Source organism: Streptomyces sp. NPDC026575 (assembly GCF_055567415.1).
Genome location: NZ_JBVHQM010000010.1, coordinates 217,708 through 232,798 on the forward strand (window position 1 = coordinate 217,708; position 15,091 = coordinate 232,798).

The following is a 15,091-nucleotide window of genomic DNA, read 5'->3' on the forward strand; positions in this document are numbered from 1 at the left end:
GGCCCCCGACCGACACGACGAAGAGGCCGCCGTGACAACAACTGGCACCGTGCGCTACTGGGCCGCGGCGAAGGCCGCCGCCGGCACGGCTGAGGAGCCGTATGCGGCGGCGACGCTCGCCGAGGCGCTCGACGCGGCACGCGCGGCGCACTCGGGGAACCCCGAGTTCGCGCGCGTCCTGATGCGCTGCTCGTTCCTGGTGGACGGCGATCCGGTCGGTACCCGCGACCATGCGGCGGTGCCGCTGGCCGAGGGCGGCACCGTCGAGGTTCTGCCGCCGTTCGCGGGAGGGTGAGCAGGAGACCATGAACGACCACCAGCCGCAGGACCACCAGGCGTACCCGTCGCACGACCCGTACGCGCAGCCGGATCCGTACGCCCAGCAGGCCGGGCACTCCGGGCACCCCCCGCACGACGCACCCCAGGCGGCGTACGGCGACCCGTACGGGCAGCAGGCCCACGCCCCCTACGCGCAGCAGCCGCAACAGCCGCAGCCCGGACATGACCCGTACGGGCGCGGCCATTACGGCTACGAGGCGTACGAGCAGCAGCCGCAGCAGCCCGCGGCACCCCAGCAGCAGCCCGCACCGCCGCAGCAGCACTACGGCCAGCTGCCCGCCCAGCACCAGAGCGCCCCGCCGGCCGGGGAGCCCTACGCCCGCCAGCACCCGCCGGCCCGGCCCGCGCCGGCCCCCGCGGCGGCAGCGGCGGTCGCCACCGCACCGCTCGACACCGCGCACCTCGCGCCCAACCAGCGCGCCCGCGCCGAGGGCCGCTCGCCGATCATCCCGCCCGGCATCCAGCCGGCCGCGCTGACCGCCGTGCTCGCGGCTCTGCTCGCGCTGACCGCGCCGCTGGGCCGCCCGGCGCTCGCCGTGCCGGTGGCGCTGCTGCAGGCGGTCACCGCCGCCGGGTGGTTCCGGCTGAACGGCATGTGGCCGGCCCGCCAGGGCATCGCGCTGGCGTTCCTGGCCGGACTGACCACCGACGCCGCCCTGCTCGCCACCGACCGCGAGAGCGCGCCGCTGGTCGGCATCGGCACGCTCGGCGTGTGGTGCCTGCTCGTCCTCATCCTCCAGCTGCGCAACCGCAGCAGCGCCGACGAGCGGATGTACGCGCTGACCGCCGGGCTGACCTCGACCGCGCTGGCGGTGCTCGCCGCCGGGCAGCTCGCGGCGAGCGGGCACGCGGTGTCCGTCGGCGCCGCCGCGGTCGCGGTGGCCACGCTCGCCAGGGCGCTGCCGATGCCGTCCGCCGTCTCGATCGGCGTCGCCCTGGTGGCCGCCGCGGGCGCCGGCATCGGCGCCGGCCAGCTGACCGGCCTGGGGGCCTCCGGCGCGCTGCTGGGCCTGGCGGCCGGCGGCTGCGCCCTGATCGGCCTGCGGGTGGCCAGCTACGACTACCCGTCGCGCTTCGTGCACATGACGGCCGGCGTCGCGCTGCCGCTGGCCCTGGCCGCGCCCGCGGTGTACGTGCTGGGCAGGGCACTGGGCCACTAGGGCCGGTCCCTGCGACGGCGGCCGCCGGGAGGCACCCCCTCCCGGCGGCCGCCGTCGTCGTACGCGTACCGCGGCGCTACTTGCGCCTTGCGGCGGCCGCCGCTCCCGCTTCCCCGACCACGTCCTCTAGGGTCGTCCGGAGCGCAGGCAGGGGGCCTGCACGGACGACAAGGCCGGGAGCCGGCCCAGGTGTGGGGGTAGTGGTTCGATGCGTGCACTTCGCGTGCTGTTGATCATCCTCGTCATATTCGGCGGGCTCTTCGTGGGCGCCGACCGGCTGGCGGTCAATCTCGCCGAGGACATGGCCTCGGAGAAGATCCGCGGCAGCCAGGGGCTGGACCGGACGCCGGAGGTCTCCATCAAGGGCTTCCCGTTCCTGACCCAGGTCGCCGGCCGCAGCCTCGACGAGGTCGACGCCGAGCTCGGCGGCATCGAGGCCAGGGCCGAGGGGCGCACCCTGCGGATCGACAAGCTCTCCGCACAGTTCCACGATGTGGCGCTGACCAGCGACTACATGTCCATCCAGAGCGCGGCCTCGGCCACCGGCACGGCCCGGATCAGCTACGCCGACCTGACCAGGGCGGCGGGCGGCGACGTCAAGATCTCCTACGCCGGGCAGAAGGACGGCCGCAGCCAGGTCAAGATCTCGCCGAACGTGCCGCTGCTGAGCTCGCTGGATGTCACCGGTTCCCTCACCGTGGACGGCAACACCGTCCGGCTGCGGGCCGACAAGGTCCCCACGATGTGCAAGGTGCTCCCGGGCTGCGAGTCGAAGGTGCGCTCCCAGACGGACCACGAGTGGAAGCTCGACCAGCTGCCCGGCAACCTGAAGCTGGACAAGGTCACGACGCAGGCGGACGGCATCTCGATCTCCGCCTCCGGCACGGACGTCAAGCTCCCCGGCTGACCGGGCGTGCGGCGGGCCGCCCCACCGGCCCGCCCGTCGACCGAACCACCGTCCATTTCCTGAGACACCCCGGTCCGTACGCCAGACCCCCCACCGGCGCACGGCCCCCGGCGCGGCGCCCGGGCGCGCTCCGCACCACCCCGCATCCCACATCACGGACAATCACGTCTCGGCATTTGACACACCGGTGACACGCCCGGCCTCGCGTCCCTACGATCGGTGCCATGCAGAGCGCATTGAGCCCTCTCCGTCATCGGGGACAGGCGGTACTCACGAAGCGGCGGGCAGTAGACCTGTGTCGCGTCGCCGCCATGCTCTGTCGCCCTGCCTGACGGGCTTGAGCACCTCCCCCGGCCCCTAGGAGCGGGGGGGTGCCCCCTCGCCCGGCCGGCCCCTCAAGGCCGCAACCCCGCGAGTCCCCACTCAGCGCCACTTTCGTCCCCGTTCGAATGAATCGGGCCGTCCTGAAGAGATCGGCGCAAAACGGGCGTACCCGCATGCAACTCTGCACACCGCCCCCCGCAACTGCCCCGGAGGAGAAGAACATGAGCCGTAGCGACGTCCTCGTAGACGCCGACTGGGTCGAGGCCCACCTCGACGACCCGAAGGTCGTGATCGTCGAGGTCGACGAGGACACCTCGGCCTACGACAAGAACCACATCAAGAACGCGGTCCGCATCGACTGGAAGAAGGACCTCCAGGACCCGGTGCGCCGCGACTTCGTCGACCAGGCAGGCTTCGAGAAGCTGCTGTCCGCCAAGGGCATCGCCAACGACGACACGGTCGTCCTCTACGGCGGCAACAACAACTGGTTCGCCTCCTACGCGTACTGGTACTTCAAGCTCTACGGCCACGACAGCGTCAAGCTGCTCGACGGCGGCCGCAAGAAGTGGGAGCTGGACTCGCGCGACCTGGTCGACGGCGCGCAGGTGCCCGAGCGCCCGGCGACCGAGTACAAGGCCAAGGCCCAGGACACCTCCATCCGCGCCTTCCGTGACGACGTCGTCGCCGCGATCGACAACCTCAACCTGGTCGACGTGCGCTCCCCCGACGAGTTCAGCGGCAAGCTGCTGGCCCCCGCGCACCTCCCGCAGGAGCAGTCGCAGCGCCCCGGCCACGTGCCCAGCGCCCGCAACATCCCGTGGTCGAAGAACGCCAACGACGACGGCACCTTCAAGTCGGACGACGAGCTCAAGGCCCTCTACGAGGAGGAGGCCGTCGACCTCGCCAAGGACACCATCGCCTACTGCCGGATCGGTGAGCGCTCCGCGCTGACCTGGTTCGTGCTGCACGAGCTGCTCGGCCAGACCAACGTCAAGAACTACGACGGCTCCTGGACCGAGTACGGCTCCCTGGTCGGCGTCCCGATCGAGCTCGGCGCCAACAAGTAAGCCAGACCGCTTCTCCCTCAACCCCTCAAGGAAGTACCGCTATGTGTGGAGCACAGGCCGGCGGCCCGGACGCCTCGACCATCAAGCCCGGTGAGACCACGATCCAGGGCAGCGTGACCCGCGACGGCCAGCCCGTCACCGGTTACGTCCGACTCCTGGACAGCAACGGCGAGTTCACCGCCGAGGTTCCGACCTCCGCGACCGGACAGTTCCGCTTCTACGCCGCCGAGGGCACCTGGACGCTGCGCGCCCTGGTCCCGGGCGGCACCGCGGACCGCAGCGTCGTCGCCCAGAAGGGCGGCCTGTCGGAGGTCGCCATCGCCGTCTGACGGCGGCCTTCGGGCACCTTCGCACGGCCGGAGGGCCGCACCCCAGAGGTTTGGACGCCTTTGCCGGGGTGCGGCCCTTCGGCGTGTCCGGGGGGCGGAACGGGCCTTCGCGGCGGCTTCTTTCCGCCTCGCCGCGGACTTACCGTGGAGCTATGGACAGCCGCCGCCGGTCGCCCGCCGAGCGCCGTCACCGCCGCTACTTCGTGCTGATGGGCGTGTGCCTGGTGCTGTTCGTGCTGGCGTGGGGCGTGGTGCGGCTGTGGTCGGTGCCGGCCGCGGTGGGCATGTGCCTGGTCGCCATGGTCATCCCGCCGATCGCGGCGATCATCGGCAACCGCCGGGAGCCCGGCGAACGCTGGTGGGACGAGTCGGGCGACCCCGAGTCCGACCGCTGGTGGCGCGAGCTGGACGACCGGGGCGACGACAAGCATCCGCGGTAGCCCCCCGGTCGGCGCGCCCCCGGCCGCCGGGCCCTCGGCACACCGGCGCACCGCACCCGCTCAGCGCTCCGGCGCGCCGGACGCGTCAGTACACCAGCGCCCGGTGCGCGTCCGTCGGGACCACGGTCAGTAGACCAGCGCCTGCACGTCATCGGGCATGATCTCGCTGACGAAGAGCTGGGAGCCGGCGATGCCCGCCCCGTCGATCAGGTCCTTCTGCTCGATGTTCCGCCGGGCCGCGCACTGGGTGCACACCGTGATCGCCCCGCCGCCCGCGCGGATCCCGTCGATCAGCTCCGGCAGCGGCGCGGCGTGCGGCAGCTCGAACTCGGCCGCCCGCCCCGGCAGCGCGAACCACACCGACTCCCCGGTCAGCCACAGCGACACCTCGACGCCACTGGCCACCGCCACCGCCGCCACCGTGAACGCCTGCGAGCAGCGCTCGGGCGCGTCCGCGCCCGCCGTCACCTTGATCACGAGCTTCTTCGCCATAAGGCAAGAGTAGAGCGGGCACCGGCGCGCGGCGGACCTCACAGCGCCGCCGTTCCCCGCGCCGACTAGAATCGCAGGCGGTCCGTTACACCCTCACTCCGTCCAAGGAGCGCGCTCGTGCTTGAGGCATTCTTCACCACCCTGCTGGTTCTGGTCGGCATCGGCGTGATCGCGTTCGCCGGGCTGACCTGGAAGAAGCTGTACCAGGGCCAGCGCTGACCGGCTCGCGCGCCGGCCAGCGCCGCCCTTCGCCGCAGCGCTTCGCGCACCCCGCCGACCGCCCCCTCAACAGATCGCCTGAGCTGTCATGATCGAGATCCCGTCCGACCTGAACCCGGCCCTGGTGCCGCTCGCCTTCCTCCTCGGCCGCTGGGAGGGCGCCGGCGTCGCCGACTTCCCCGGCACCGAGAAGTGCAACTTCGGGCAGGAGGTCGTCTTCGCCCACGACGGCCGCGACTTCCTGGAGTACACCTCGCACAGCTGGGTGCTCGACAGCGAGGGCAACAAGGTCCGCCCGCTGGAGACCGAGAGCGGCTACTGGCGCGTCGACGCGGACCGCAAGGTCGAGATCGTCATGATCCGCGACCAGGGCGTGGTGGAGGTCTGGTACGGCGAGCTGGCCGACAAGAAGCCGCAGATCGACCTCGCCACCGACGCCGTCGCCCGCACCGCCGCCGCCGGCCCGTACAGCGGCGGCAAGCGGCTCTACGGCTACGTCAAGGGCGACCTGATGTGGGTCGGCGAGAAGGCCACCCCGGACGTGCCGCTGCGCCCTTACATGTCGGCGCACCTGAAGAAGGTCGCGGGTCTGCAGGAGTGGGCCGAGAGCCTGCCCGACGACATGCCGGACGGGGTCGCCTTCTTCAACCCGGACGGCACTCCGTACCAGGGCTGAACCGCCCTCCGAGTGTGACGCGCCCCGCGGGGGAAGTCCGGTGAGAGTCCGGCGCTGACCCGCAACGGTAAGCGGAAGACCCCTTCCGCAAGCCCGATCGCCCGCGGCGGCGCCCGATCCTTTCAACTCGCCGTGGACTGCGAGGGGACGCCGCGCTGCCTTCGGACGCCTCCCGGTGCGAGCCGGGCGCCCGGCCGCCGCTCCTTCCTGTGCCCGCGGCCCGAGCCGAAGGCGCAGGTCCCTTGGCACCCCCCGCCCGAACCACCCCCCTGGTGGCCGCGCTGTGCGCCGTCCTCCTCGGCTCCCTGCTGTGCGGCGTCGGCCTCGGCGCCTCCGGGGTGAGCTGGGCGCAGGTGCTGCGCTACCTCGGTGCCGGGCTGACCGGCGCCACCCTCGCGCCCGACGAGGTCGCCCCGTACACCATCGTGTGGGAGCTGCGCTTCCCCCGGGCGCTGCTGGCCGCGGTCGTCGGCACGGGGCTGGCCGCCATCGGCGTCGCCGTCCAGGCGCTGGTCCGCAACGCCCTGGCCGACCCCTTCGTCCTCGGCATCTCCTCCGGCGCGGCCGTCGGCGCCAACGCCGTCCTGCTCTTCGGGGCACTGGGCGCGCTGGGCGTCTGGGCGCTGTCGGCATCGGCGTTCGCCTCCGCGCTGCTGGCCATGGCCCTGGTGTACGCGGCCGCCCGCACCGCCCACGGGCTGACCCCGCTGCGGCTGGTGCTGACCGGCACCGCCATGTACTACGGCTTCTCCGCCGTCACCACCCTGATGGTCTTCACCGCCGACCGCGGCGAGGCGGCCCGCTCGGCGATGATGTGGCTGCTGGGGAGCCTGAGCGGGGCCGGCTGGGGCTCGCTGCCGATCGCCGCGGTCGCGGTGGCCGCCGCGCTGGCCCGTCTGCTGCTGACCGCGGGCCGGCTGAACGCGCTGGCCATGGGCGACGAGACGGCCGCCGCGCTGGGCGTGGACGCCGGGCGGATGCGCCGCGAGCTGTTCGTGATCGCGGCCGCCGTCACCGGCGCGGTGGTCGCGGTCAGCGGCGCGATCGGCTTCGTCGGGCTGATGGTGCCGCATGTGGCCCGGATGCTGGTCGGTGCCGACCACCGCCGGGTGCTGGCCGTCGCACCGCTGCTCGGGGCGGTGCTGCTGGTGTGGGTGGACACCCTGTCGCGGGTGCTGCTGGCGCCCGTCGAACTGCCGGTCGGGGTGATCACCGCCGTCATCGGCGTGCCCTGCTTCATCGTGCTGATGCGGCGGCGCGGCTACAGCTTCTCGGGCGGTGCCTGATGCGGGTCGACATCGAGGACGTGTCGGTGGACGTGGCGGGCGTCCGCCTCCTGTCCGACATCACCCTGCGCGCGGGCAGTGGCCGCTTCATCGGGCTGGTCGGCCCCAACGGCAGCGGCAAGTCCACCCTGCTGCGCTGCGTCTACCGCGCGCTGCGCCCGGCCGCCGGCACCATACGGCTCGACGGCGCCGAGCTGACCGCCATGACCGCCCGCGAGCAGGCCCGGCACCTGGCCGTGCTCCCCCAGGAGACCGCCACCGACTTCGACTTCACCGCCGCCGAGGTCGTCGCGATGGGGCGGCTGCCGCACCAGCGCGGCGGCTCCGGGCGCCCCGGCGCCGCCGACCGGGAGATCTGCGCGGCGGCGCTGTCGCGCACCGGCACCGGCCACCTGACCGACCGGGGCTTTGCGAGCCTGTCCGGCGGCGAGAAGCAGCGGGTGCTGATCGCCCGCGCGCTGGCCCAGCGGCCCAGAGTGCTGGTGCTCGACGAGCCCACCAACCACCTCGACATCGCCCAGCAGTTGGAGGTGCTCGCACTCGTACGCAACTGGGGGCGCCCCGGGGACGGGGCCGAGGGCGGCCCGACCGTGCTCGCCGCCCTGCACGACCTCAATCTGGCCGCCGTCCACTGCGACGAGCTGTACGTCGTCGCCGGCGGCCGCATCGTCGCCTCCGGCGCCCCGCACGACGTGCTGACCGAGGAGCTGCTCGCCGAGGTCTTCCACGTCCGCGCGCACCGCGTCACCCACCCCGGATCCGGCGCCGTGCAGCTGCTCTTCGACCGCATCGCCCCGACCGCCCCATGAGGACCACCATGCGCATCCACCGCCCCGCCGCCCTGCTCGCCGTCCTCGCCCTCGCCCTGACCGGCTGCGGGGCCGAGGTCGCCCCGGACCGCGCCGCGGGCGGGTCCGCCGACGGCCACTACCCGGTCACCGTCGAGAACTGCGGTGTGCCCACGACCTACCGCCAGGCGCCCCGGCGCGTGGTCACCAACGACGTCGGGATCGCCGACATCATGTTCGCGCTCGGCCTGGAAGACCACATGGCCGGCTACGTCATGCCCGCCTACCGGGGCAGGATCGACGCGGTGGCCTGGAAGGACGCCTACGACAAGGTCCCCTGGCTGTCCAAGAAGGCGATCACCAAGGAGATCGCGCTGGACGCCCGCGCCGACCTGGTCTTCGCGGGCTGGAACTACGGCTTCGGCGAGGGCAGCAACCTCACCCCGGCGTCCCTGAAGAAGCTCGGCATCGGCAGCTATGTGCTCACCGAGTCCTGCCGCAACGGCACCTCCGGCGGCTCCCGCGGGGTGATGCCGCCCCTGGAGGCGCTCTACGCCGACCTGGAGAACCTCGGGAAGATCTTCCACGTCGAGGGCCGGGCCGCCGCCCTGGTGAAGAAGTACCGCCGGCAGGTCGCCCAGGCCGCCGCCGAGGCACCCGCGCCCGCCCGCCGCCCCTCCGTCTTCCTCTACGACGACGGCCGCGACAAGCCGCTGACCGCGGGCAGGTACGCCGGCCCGCACGACATCATCACCAAGGCCGGCGGCGACCATGTGATGAAGGACCTCAAGGACTCCTGGACGACCGTGGGCTGGGAGACCGTCGTGGCCCGCGACCCCGACGTCATCGTCGTCAACGACTACGGCACCCCCACCGGCGCGCAGAAGAAGGCGTTCTTGAAGTCCTACCCGCCGCTGGCGAACGTCTCGGCCGTGAAGAACGACCGGATCTACGTCATGGACTACGCCGATCTGGTCGAAAGCCCCCGCAACCCGGCCGCGATCGGCGCGCTCGCCCGCTATCTGCGCGGCGTACGGGCGGCCGGCTGACGCGGCGGGCATACGCACCCGCCCCTCGGCCTCCTAGACTGGCTGTGTGGTGACCACCGACTGGCAGAGCGACCTCCGCAGGCGCGGCTACCGCCTGACCCCGCAGCGGCAGCTCGTGCTGGAGGCTGTGGACAGACTGGAGCACGCCACCCCGGACGACATCCTCACCGAGGTGCGCAAGACGGCGGGCGGAGTGAACATCTCCACCGTCTACCGCACCCTGGAGCTCCTTGAGGAGCTCGGCCTGGTCAGCCACGCCCACCTCGGGCACGGGGCGCCGACGTACCACCTGGCCGACCGCCACCACCACATCCATCTGGTGTGCCGGGACTGCACCGACGTCATCGAGGCGGACCTGTCGGTGGCCGAGCCGTTCACCGCGACGCTGCGCGAACAGTTCGACTTCGAGACGGATATGAAGCACTTCGCGATCTTCGGGCGTTGCGCCAACTGCCGCACCGCTTCCGAGGAGGGCGACGGCTGAGGCAGTCGCCGGCGAGTCGTAGGCTGGGCCCATGCTGCGACAATCACCCGCCAGCCCGCTGCTGTCGCTGCCCGGCGCCGTGCCCGCCGAGGCGCCCGACGAAGGCGTCGCCGCGCACTACGGCGACCTGTTCCGCGAACAGCGCACCCTCGCCGACGGCTCCGGCTTCGTGGACCTCTCGCACCGCGGCGTGGTCACCGTCACCGGCCCCGAACGGCTGACCTGGCTGCATCTGCTGCTCACCCAGCACGTCAGCGAACTCCCGCCCGGCCAGGCCACCGAGGCGCTGATCCTCTCCGCGCACGGCCATATCGAGCACGCCGTGTACCTCGTCGACGACGGCGGGACGACCTGGCTGCACACCGAGCCCGGCCGGCAGGAGGCGCTGATCGCCTACCTGGAGAGCATGAAGTTCTTCTACCGGGTCGAGGTGGCCGACCGCACCGCCGAGATCGCCGTGGTGCATCTGCCGGCCGGCTCCATCACCGAGACGCCCGCGGACACCGTCGTACGCGAGACCGCGCACGGCCGCGACCTGTTCCTGCCGCGCGAGCAGCTGGAGTCCTTCGCCGCGGCCGCGGACGGCCCGGCGGTCGGCGTGCTGGCGCTGGAGGCGCTGCGGGTCGAGGCGCACCGCCCGCGCCTGGGCCTGGAGACCGACCACCGCACGATCCCGCACGAGCTGGGCTGGATCGGCACCGCCGTCCACCTCCAGAAGGGCTGCTACCGCGGCCAGGAGACCGTCGCCCGGGTCCACAACCTGGGCAAGCCGCCGCGCCGGCTGGTCTTCTTGCACCTGGACGGCAGCGAGGTGCATCTGCCGCCGCACGGCACCCCCGTACGCCTGGCCGCGGACGGACCCGAGGGCCGCCAGCTCGGCTTCCTCACGACCTCGGCCCGCCACCACGAGCTGGGCCCGATCGCCCTGGCCCTGGTCAAGCGGAACGTCCCGGTGGACGCCGAGCTGATGGCGGGGACCACGGCGGCGGCGCAGGAGGTCGTGGTGGAGCCGTAGGGGGCTCCTGGCACGGGCGGGGGCTGCTCCTGGGGGACAACCCCTGGAGCAGCCCCCGCAGCCCCCGCAGCCCCCGCAGTCCGAGAAAGGAGCAGGCCGCCCCCTAGGGGACGGCCTGGGGTGTCCTTCCCCTAGACCTCCACCAGTACCGTGAACGGCCCGTCGTTCGTCAGCGACACCTTCATCTGCGCGCCGAAGCGACCGGTCTCCACGTGGGCGCCCAGCGCCCGCAGCTGGGCGACGACCTCGTCGACCAGCGGCTCGGCGACCGGCCCCGGCGCCGCGGCGTTCCAGGTGGGGCGACGGCCCTTGCGGGCGTCACCGTAGAGAGTGAACTGGCTGATCACCAGCAGCGGCGCCGAAGTGTCCGAGCAGGACTTCTCGCCCTGCAGCATCCGCACCGACCACAGCTTCCGGGCGAGCTGCGCCGCCTTCTGGGGGGTGTCGTCGTGGGTCACGCCCACCAGCACGCACAGGCCCTCCCCCACGATCTCCCCGACCGTCTCGCCCGCCACCTCGACGCGTGCGCCGTCAACTCTCTGCACCACAGCTCGCATACCCGCCATGATGCCGGGCAGGCGGAGTGCTTCGGACAGCCGTGCCACTACAGGGGCCGTTCGGGTGCCATGGCCCTGCAGAAGGACCGCCCAGAGTGGCACGATGCGTGCACGTGGTGCGTTTCATGGACAACATGCCCTGGACGCGGCACCGGACGAGGGGACGGAACGATTCATGAGCACTCTCGGCGCCGGACAGACACCCGGGCCCGTACCAACCGCCCGTACGACACCGACCGGACGGACCGCACCGGCCTCCCCCACACCGGACCCCGGACCCGCGGTCCCGGTCCCGCCGGCGCCGCCGGCCGCCTCCACGACGAGCACCACCACACCGGCCACCACCGCACCCACCACCACTACGACCACGGCAGCGGCTCGGGTCGAGCCCGCCGGCACCGAGGACGGCCCCATGCTCCAGGCAGGCCAGGCGCAGCACCCCCGCCCCCCGCAGCAGCGCGACCACTGCCGCCCGGCCGACATTCCCGACCTCTCCGGCCTGGGGCTGCCCGAGCTGCGGGTGGTGCGGCGCGACTCGCAGCAGGAGGAGGCCGATCTGAGCTATCTGCGGCGGCTGCTGCAGGGCCGGATCGACATCCTGCGGGCCGAGATCGCCCGCCGTACCGCGCAGCATTCACCGCTGCTGGACCGGCTGCCGGAGATCCTGACGGATCTGCCGTCCCGGCACCGCTCCTCGGCGCGGCATGTGACGCTGGGCACCCCGCACAGCGAGGAGTACCGCAGGCTGGCCGACGAGATGCTGGGTGATGTGGAGCTGTCCGATCTCACCGCGCGCACGGACCAGGAACTGCACGACGCGATGGGCCGGCTGATCCGCTACGAGCGGCAGGTCTCGCAGCGCCGTCAGTCGCTGCAGCGGACCACCGACGAGTGCAGCGCGGAAATCGGCCGCAGGTACCGTGAAGGCGAAGCACAAGTAGACGACCTGCTGTCCTGAACGGGCCACAAGCCTCCGGGCCGGAAGGTCACCCCCGCCACCCGGAAGGCCGCCGATGACCTCGTCCTCGCCCACCCCGTCCCCCGCGCCGACCCCGGCGTCCGCCGCCTCCGTGCCGTCTCCGGCCTCTCCGGCTTCTCCGGTCTCCCCCGTCCTCGCCGAGGTCGTGCGCTCCGGTTTCGTCGAGGGCCGGCACCGCGGCTCGCTCGTGGTGCTCGCGGCCGACGGCAGCGTGGAGACGGCGCTGGGCGATGTGGCCGCGCCGGTCTTCCCGCGTTCGTCGAACAAGCCGATGCAGGCGGCCGCGGTGCTGCGGGCGGGCCTGGAGCTGTCCGATGAGCGGCTGGCGCTGGCCGCCGCGAGCCATTCCGGCGAGGACTTCCACCTCGATCTGGTCCGCACGATGCTGACCGAGCACGGCCTGACCCCCGACCATCTGCAGACCCCGCCGGACCTGCCGCTGGACCCGGCGGAGGCGGAGTCCTACCTCGCGTCGGGCCGGGTCCGCGACCGCCTCGCCATGAACTGCTCCGGCAAGCACACCGCGATGCTGGCCGCGGCCGCGCTCAACGGCTGGCCGCTGGACACCTACCTCGACCAGGACCACCCGCTGCAGCAGCTGGTGGCCGAGGGCGTGCGCAGCGCCAGCGGCGAGGACGTCGCCCACGTCGGCACCGACGGCTGCGGTGCGCCGCTGCTCGCGCTCTCCCTGACCGGCCTGGCCCGCGCCTTCCGGCACTTCGTACTGGCCGAGCCCGGCACCCCGGAGCGGCGGGTGGCGGACGCGATGCGCGCCCACCCGGAGTACGTCGCCGGCACCCGCCGCCCCGACACCTGGCTGATGCAGGCGCTGCCCGGCACCCTGTCGAAGATGGGGGCCGAGGCCGTGCAGGCGCTGGCCCTCCCGGACGGCCGCGCCGTGGCCTTCAAGATCGACGACGGCGCCACCCGCACCCTCGGCCCGATCCTGGCCCGCACCCTGCGCCAGATGGGCATCGACTCCCCCGTGCTCTCCCGCCTGGAGGACGCACCACTGCTGGGCGGCGGCGTCCGCGTGGGGGAGATCCGGGCGGCGTTCTGAGAGCGCCGGCAGGCTGCTGAGGCATCCGGTGGGGGTCTGAGGCGGAGGCGGGCGGGGCGGGGTGCCGGGCGGGCCGGATCGCGGTCTGGGCCGGGGGCCAAGCCGGGGGTGCCGTCTGGGTCGGGGGCCGGGCCGGGGGTGCCGTCTGGGCCGGGGGCCGTCCGCACTCGCGTAGCCGGCGCCGGCCATCGCGTTCCGGGGCGGGATGCCGCCGTGCACGCGCGCCATCCCGCGCCGGAAGTGCCGCCGCGCGCCCGCGGCGTTCCGCACCGGAGCCGCCCCGCTGGAATACCGCCCGCCCCCACCACGTTGTGGCCCCGCAGGGGGCCCTCGCACCCCCTACGGGATCTGTTCGCCCAGCCCGTAGGGCCTGTCGGCGCGAACATGGCCGGAAGCCGCCCGCAGACGAGCAACTCCCGGCCACCATCGGCCCCGCGACCGCTGCCGCGACGGCCATGGCCTGCATAAAGTGGCGATGACAGTGCACGCACGCACCATCCACCACAGCAGGAGGCCGGCGACCATGAGCGACGCGAATCCCGAGCCGCAGGGGCCCGAGGCGATCGAGCACGCGCACGACCCCGAGGTACTGCAGCTCGCGGCGAAGGTCTTCGACCTGGCGCGGCACGGCGACACCGACACCGTCGCCGCGTACGTGGACGCGGGCGTCCCCGCCAACCTGACGAACGACAGGGGCGACTCCCTGGTGATGCTGGCCGCGTACCACGGCCACGCCGCCACCGCCGAGGCCCTGTTGCAGCGCGGCGCCGACGTCGACCGCCCCAACGACCGCGGCCAGACCCCGCTCGCCGGAGCGGTCTTCAAGGGCGAGGACGAGGTCGTCAAGGTGCTGATCGCGCATGGCGCGGACCCGTCGGCGGGCACGCCCTCGGCGATCGAGACGGCCCGGATGTTCCAGAAGACGGAGCTGCTGACGCTGTTCGGGGCGGAGTGAACCGGCGGGCGGCGCCCGTGGACGGCGGTGCGGCACACCCGCGACGCGACAGGCGCACCACACCGTGACGGCAGGTGAACCAGGCCCGTGACGGCAGGCGCACCACGTCCGTGACGGCAGGCGCACGTCCGTGACGGCAGGCGCACCGCGCCCGTGAGGGCACGAGGTAAGCGACACCTCGGCGACGGGCGAGCGGCGCCCTTCATGGCGGCTGAGCAGGGTTTTCGTGGCGCTTGACCTCAAGCTCGCTTGAGGTCCTAGCGTCGGGTCCCGACGACGGCGACAACGCCGTCCGCCGACCCACCCGCCATGCCACGAAGGGCCACGCATGTCCGAGCACCGCTACCGCCTCGCAGTGATCATCGCCAGCACCCGGGAGCGCCGGTTCGCGCCCGTCATCGCGAACTGGTTCACCCGGCACGCCGAGAGCCACACCCACATCGATGTGGACGTCATCGACCTGGACACCGTCCGCCCGTACGAACTCCGCCACGGCAGCGAGGAGTTCGAGTCGTTCGCCAAGCGCGTCGACGAGGCGGACGCCTTCGTCGTGATCACCCCCGAGTACAACCACTCCTTCCCGGCCCCGCTCAAGCACGCCATCGACCTGCTGCACCCGCAGTGGCAGGCCAAGCCGGTCGGCTTCGTCTCGTACGGCGGGATCTCCGGCGGGCTCCGCGCGGTCGAGCAACTGCGGCTGGTCTTCGCCGAGTTGCACGCCACTACGGTGCGCGAAACGGTGAGCTTCCCGTTCGCCGGCAACCTCTTCGACGACGCCGGCCGGCTGCACGACCCGGCCCCCGTCGCACAGGCCGCCGACGCCCTGCTCCACCAGCTGACCTGGTGGGCCGTGGCCCTCCGCGAGGCCCGCACGGCCCGCCCGTACGGCGCCTAGCCCTACCGCCGCCCGGAGCATTGGCGACGGGCGAGCGCCCTCACAGGGACAACCCCCACTGGGCGAACCC

Annotated in this window: 19 protein-coding genes; 17 read left to right on the forward strand and 2 right to left on the reverse strand. The window is 73.0% G+C overall.

Annotated features, from left to right (window positions below; translation table 11 throughout):
- Window positions 1-49: 49 nt before the first annotated feature.
- From ACZ4NB_RS16495 to ACZ4NB_RS16525, 7 genes are all read left to right on the forward strand, one after another.
- Window positions 50-295, forward strand: coding sequence for a MoaD/ThiS family protein (locus ACZ4NB_RS16495; protein ID WP_393488526.1), 246 nt, complete (start codon window positions 50-52; stop codon window positions 293-295).
- Between the two features lie 10 nt (window positions 296-305).
- Window positions 306-1,499, forward strand: coding sequence for a hypothetical protein (locus tag ACZ4NB_RS16500; protein WP_467662044.1), 1,194 nt, complete (start codon window positions 306-308; stop codon window positions 1,497-1,499).
- Window positions 1,500-1,707: 208 nt separating this feature from the next.
- Window positions 1,708-2,406 (forward strand): LmeA family phospholipid-binding protein, encoded by a 699-nt coding sequence (locus tag ACZ4NB_RS16505; protein ID WP_467662046.1) that lies wholly within the window; start codon window positions 1,708-1,710, stop codon window positions 2,404-2,406.
- A 224-nt stretch (window positions 2,407-2,630) separates the two neighbouring features.
- Entirely contained in the window at window positions 2,631-2,738 is a 108-nt protein-coding gene (locus ACZ4NB_RS16510) for a putative leader peptide (protein ID WP_393488412.1), read from the forward strand.
- Window positions 2,739-2,951: 213 nt separating this feature from the next.
- A complete protein-coding gene (locus ACZ4NB_RS16515) occupies window positions 2,952-3,797 on the forward strand; it encodes a sulfurtransferase (protein ID WP_467662048.1) in 846 nt (281 codons plus the stop codon).
- Window positions 3,798-3,838: 41 nt separating this feature from the next.
- Window positions 3,839-4,126, forward strand: coding sequence for a DUF1416 domain-containing protein (locus ACZ4NB_RS16520; RefSeq protein ID WP_467662050.1), 288 nt, complete (start codon window positions 3,839-3,841; stop codon window positions 4,124-4,126).
- Window positions 4,127-4,278: 152 nt separating this feature from the next.
- Window positions 4,279-4,566, forward strand: coding sequence for a DUF3099 domain-containing protein (locus ACZ4NB_RS16525; protein ID WP_384424758.1), 288 nt, complete (start codon window positions 4,279-4,281; stop codon window positions 4,564-4,566).
- Window positions 4,567-4,692: 126 nt separating this feature from the next.
- Here the strand turns inward: ACZ4NB_RS16525 and ACZ4NB_RS16530 are convergent, their stop codons facing one another.
- A complete protein-coding gene (locus ACZ4NB_RS16530) occupies window positions 4,693-5,058 on the reverse strand; it encodes a DsrE family protein (protein ID WP_393488416.1) in 366 nt (121 codons plus the stop codon).
- Window positions 5,059-5,365: 307 nt separating this feature from the next.
- On the opposite strand from ACZ4NB_RS16530, the gene ACZ4NB_RS16535 reads away from it, so the two are divergent.
- From ACZ4NB_RS16535 to ygfZ, 6 genes are all read left to right on the forward strand, one after another.
- Window positions 5,366-5,953, forward strand: a complete 588-nt coding sequence (locus tag ACZ4NB_RS16535) for a heme-binding beta-barrel domain-containing protein (protein WP_467662053.1) — start codon at window positions 5,366-5,368, stop codon at window positions 5,951-5,953.
- Window positions 5,954-6,195: 242 nt separating this feature from the next.
- A complete protein-coding gene (locus ACZ4NB_RS16540) occupies window positions 6,196-7,239 on the forward strand; it encodes a FecCD family ABC transporter permease (protein WP_467662055.1) in 1,044 nt (347 codons plus the stop codon).
- The gene (locus tag ACZ4NB_RS16545) at window positions 7,239-8,048 is read left to right on the forward strand and encodes an ABC transporter ATP-binding protein (protein ID WP_467662057.1); all 810 of its coding nucleotides are present in this window, start codon (window positions 7,239-7,241) and stop codon (window positions 8,046-8,048) included. The genes ACZ4NB_RS16540 and ACZ4NB_RS16545 overlap by 1 nt, the downstream gene beginning before the upstream one ends.
- Window positions 8,045-9,076, forward strand: a complete 1,032-nt coding sequence (locus tag ACZ4NB_RS16550) for an ABC transporter substrate-binding protein (protein ID WP_467662059.1) — start codon at window positions 8,045-8,047, stop codon at window positions 9,074-9,076. Before ACZ4NB_RS16545 ends, ACZ4NB_RS16550 begins: the two co-directional genes overlap by 4 nt.
- Before the next feature lie 46 nt (window positions 9,077-9,122).
- The gene (locus ACZ4NB_RS16555) at window positions 9,123-9,560 is read left to right on the forward strand and encodes a Fur family transcriptional regulator (protein ID WP_399148704.1); all 438 of its coding nucleotides are present in this window, start codon (window positions 9,123-9,125) and stop codon (window positions 9,558-9,560) included.
- A 31-nt stretch (window positions 9,561-9,591) separates the two neighbouring features.
- Window positions 9,592-10,575 carry a CAF17-like 4Fe-4S cluster assembly/insertion protein YgfZ gene (ygfZ, locus tag ACZ4NB_RS16560; RefSeq protein WP_467662061.1) on the forward strand — a complete coding sequence of 328 codons (984 nt, stop codon included), beginning with the start codon at window positions 9,592-9,594 and terminating at the stop codon, window positions 10,573-10,575.
- A gap of 131 nt (window positions 10,576-10,706) precedes the next feature.
- On the opposite strand, the gene dtd is transcribed toward ygfZ, so the two are convergent.
- Window positions 10,707-11,132 carry a D-aminoacyl-tRNA deacylase gene (gene dtd / locus ACZ4NB_RS16565; protein WP_467662063.1) on the reverse strand — a complete coding sequence of 142 codons (426 nt, stop codon included), beginning with the start codon at window positions 11,130-11,132 and terminating at the stop codon, window positions 10,707-10,709.
- Window positions 11,133-11,544: 412 nt separating this feature from the next.
- On the opposite strand from dtd, the gene ACZ4NB_RS16570 reads away from it, so the two are divergent.
- The 4 genes from ACZ4NB_RS16570 to ACZ4NB_RS16585 all read left to right on the forward strand — a co-directional run bounded on the left by ACZ4NB_RS16570 (window position 11,545) and on the right by ACZ4NB_RS16585 (window position 15,021).
- On the forward strand, window positions 11,545-12,090 hold the full coding sequence (locus ACZ4NB_RS16570; RefSeq protein ID WP_467662181.1) for an RsiG family protein: 546 nt from the start codon (window positions 11,545-11,547) through the stop codon (window positions 12,088-12,090).
- Window positions 12,091-12,145: 55 nt separating this feature from the next.
- Entirely contained in the window at window positions 12,146-13,171 is a 1,026-nt protein-coding gene (locus ACZ4NB_RS16575; protein WP_467662064.1) for an asparaginase, read from the forward strand.
- 523 nt (window positions 13,172-13,694) lie between these two features.
- Window positions 13,695-14,126 (forward strand): ankyrin repeat domain-containing protein, encoded by a 432-nt coding sequence (locus ACZ4NB_RS16580; RefSeq protein ID WP_467662065.1) that lies wholly within the window; start codon window positions 13,695-13,697, stop codon window positions 14,124-14,126.
- 328 nt (window positions 14,127-14,454) lie between these two features.
- Entirely contained in the window at window positions 14,455-15,021 is a 567-nt protein-coding gene (locus ACZ4NB_RS16585; protein ID WP_467662067.1) for an NADPH-dependent FMN reductase, read from the forward strand.
- The last annotated feature ends 70 nt before the right edge of the window (window positions 15,022-15,091 follow it).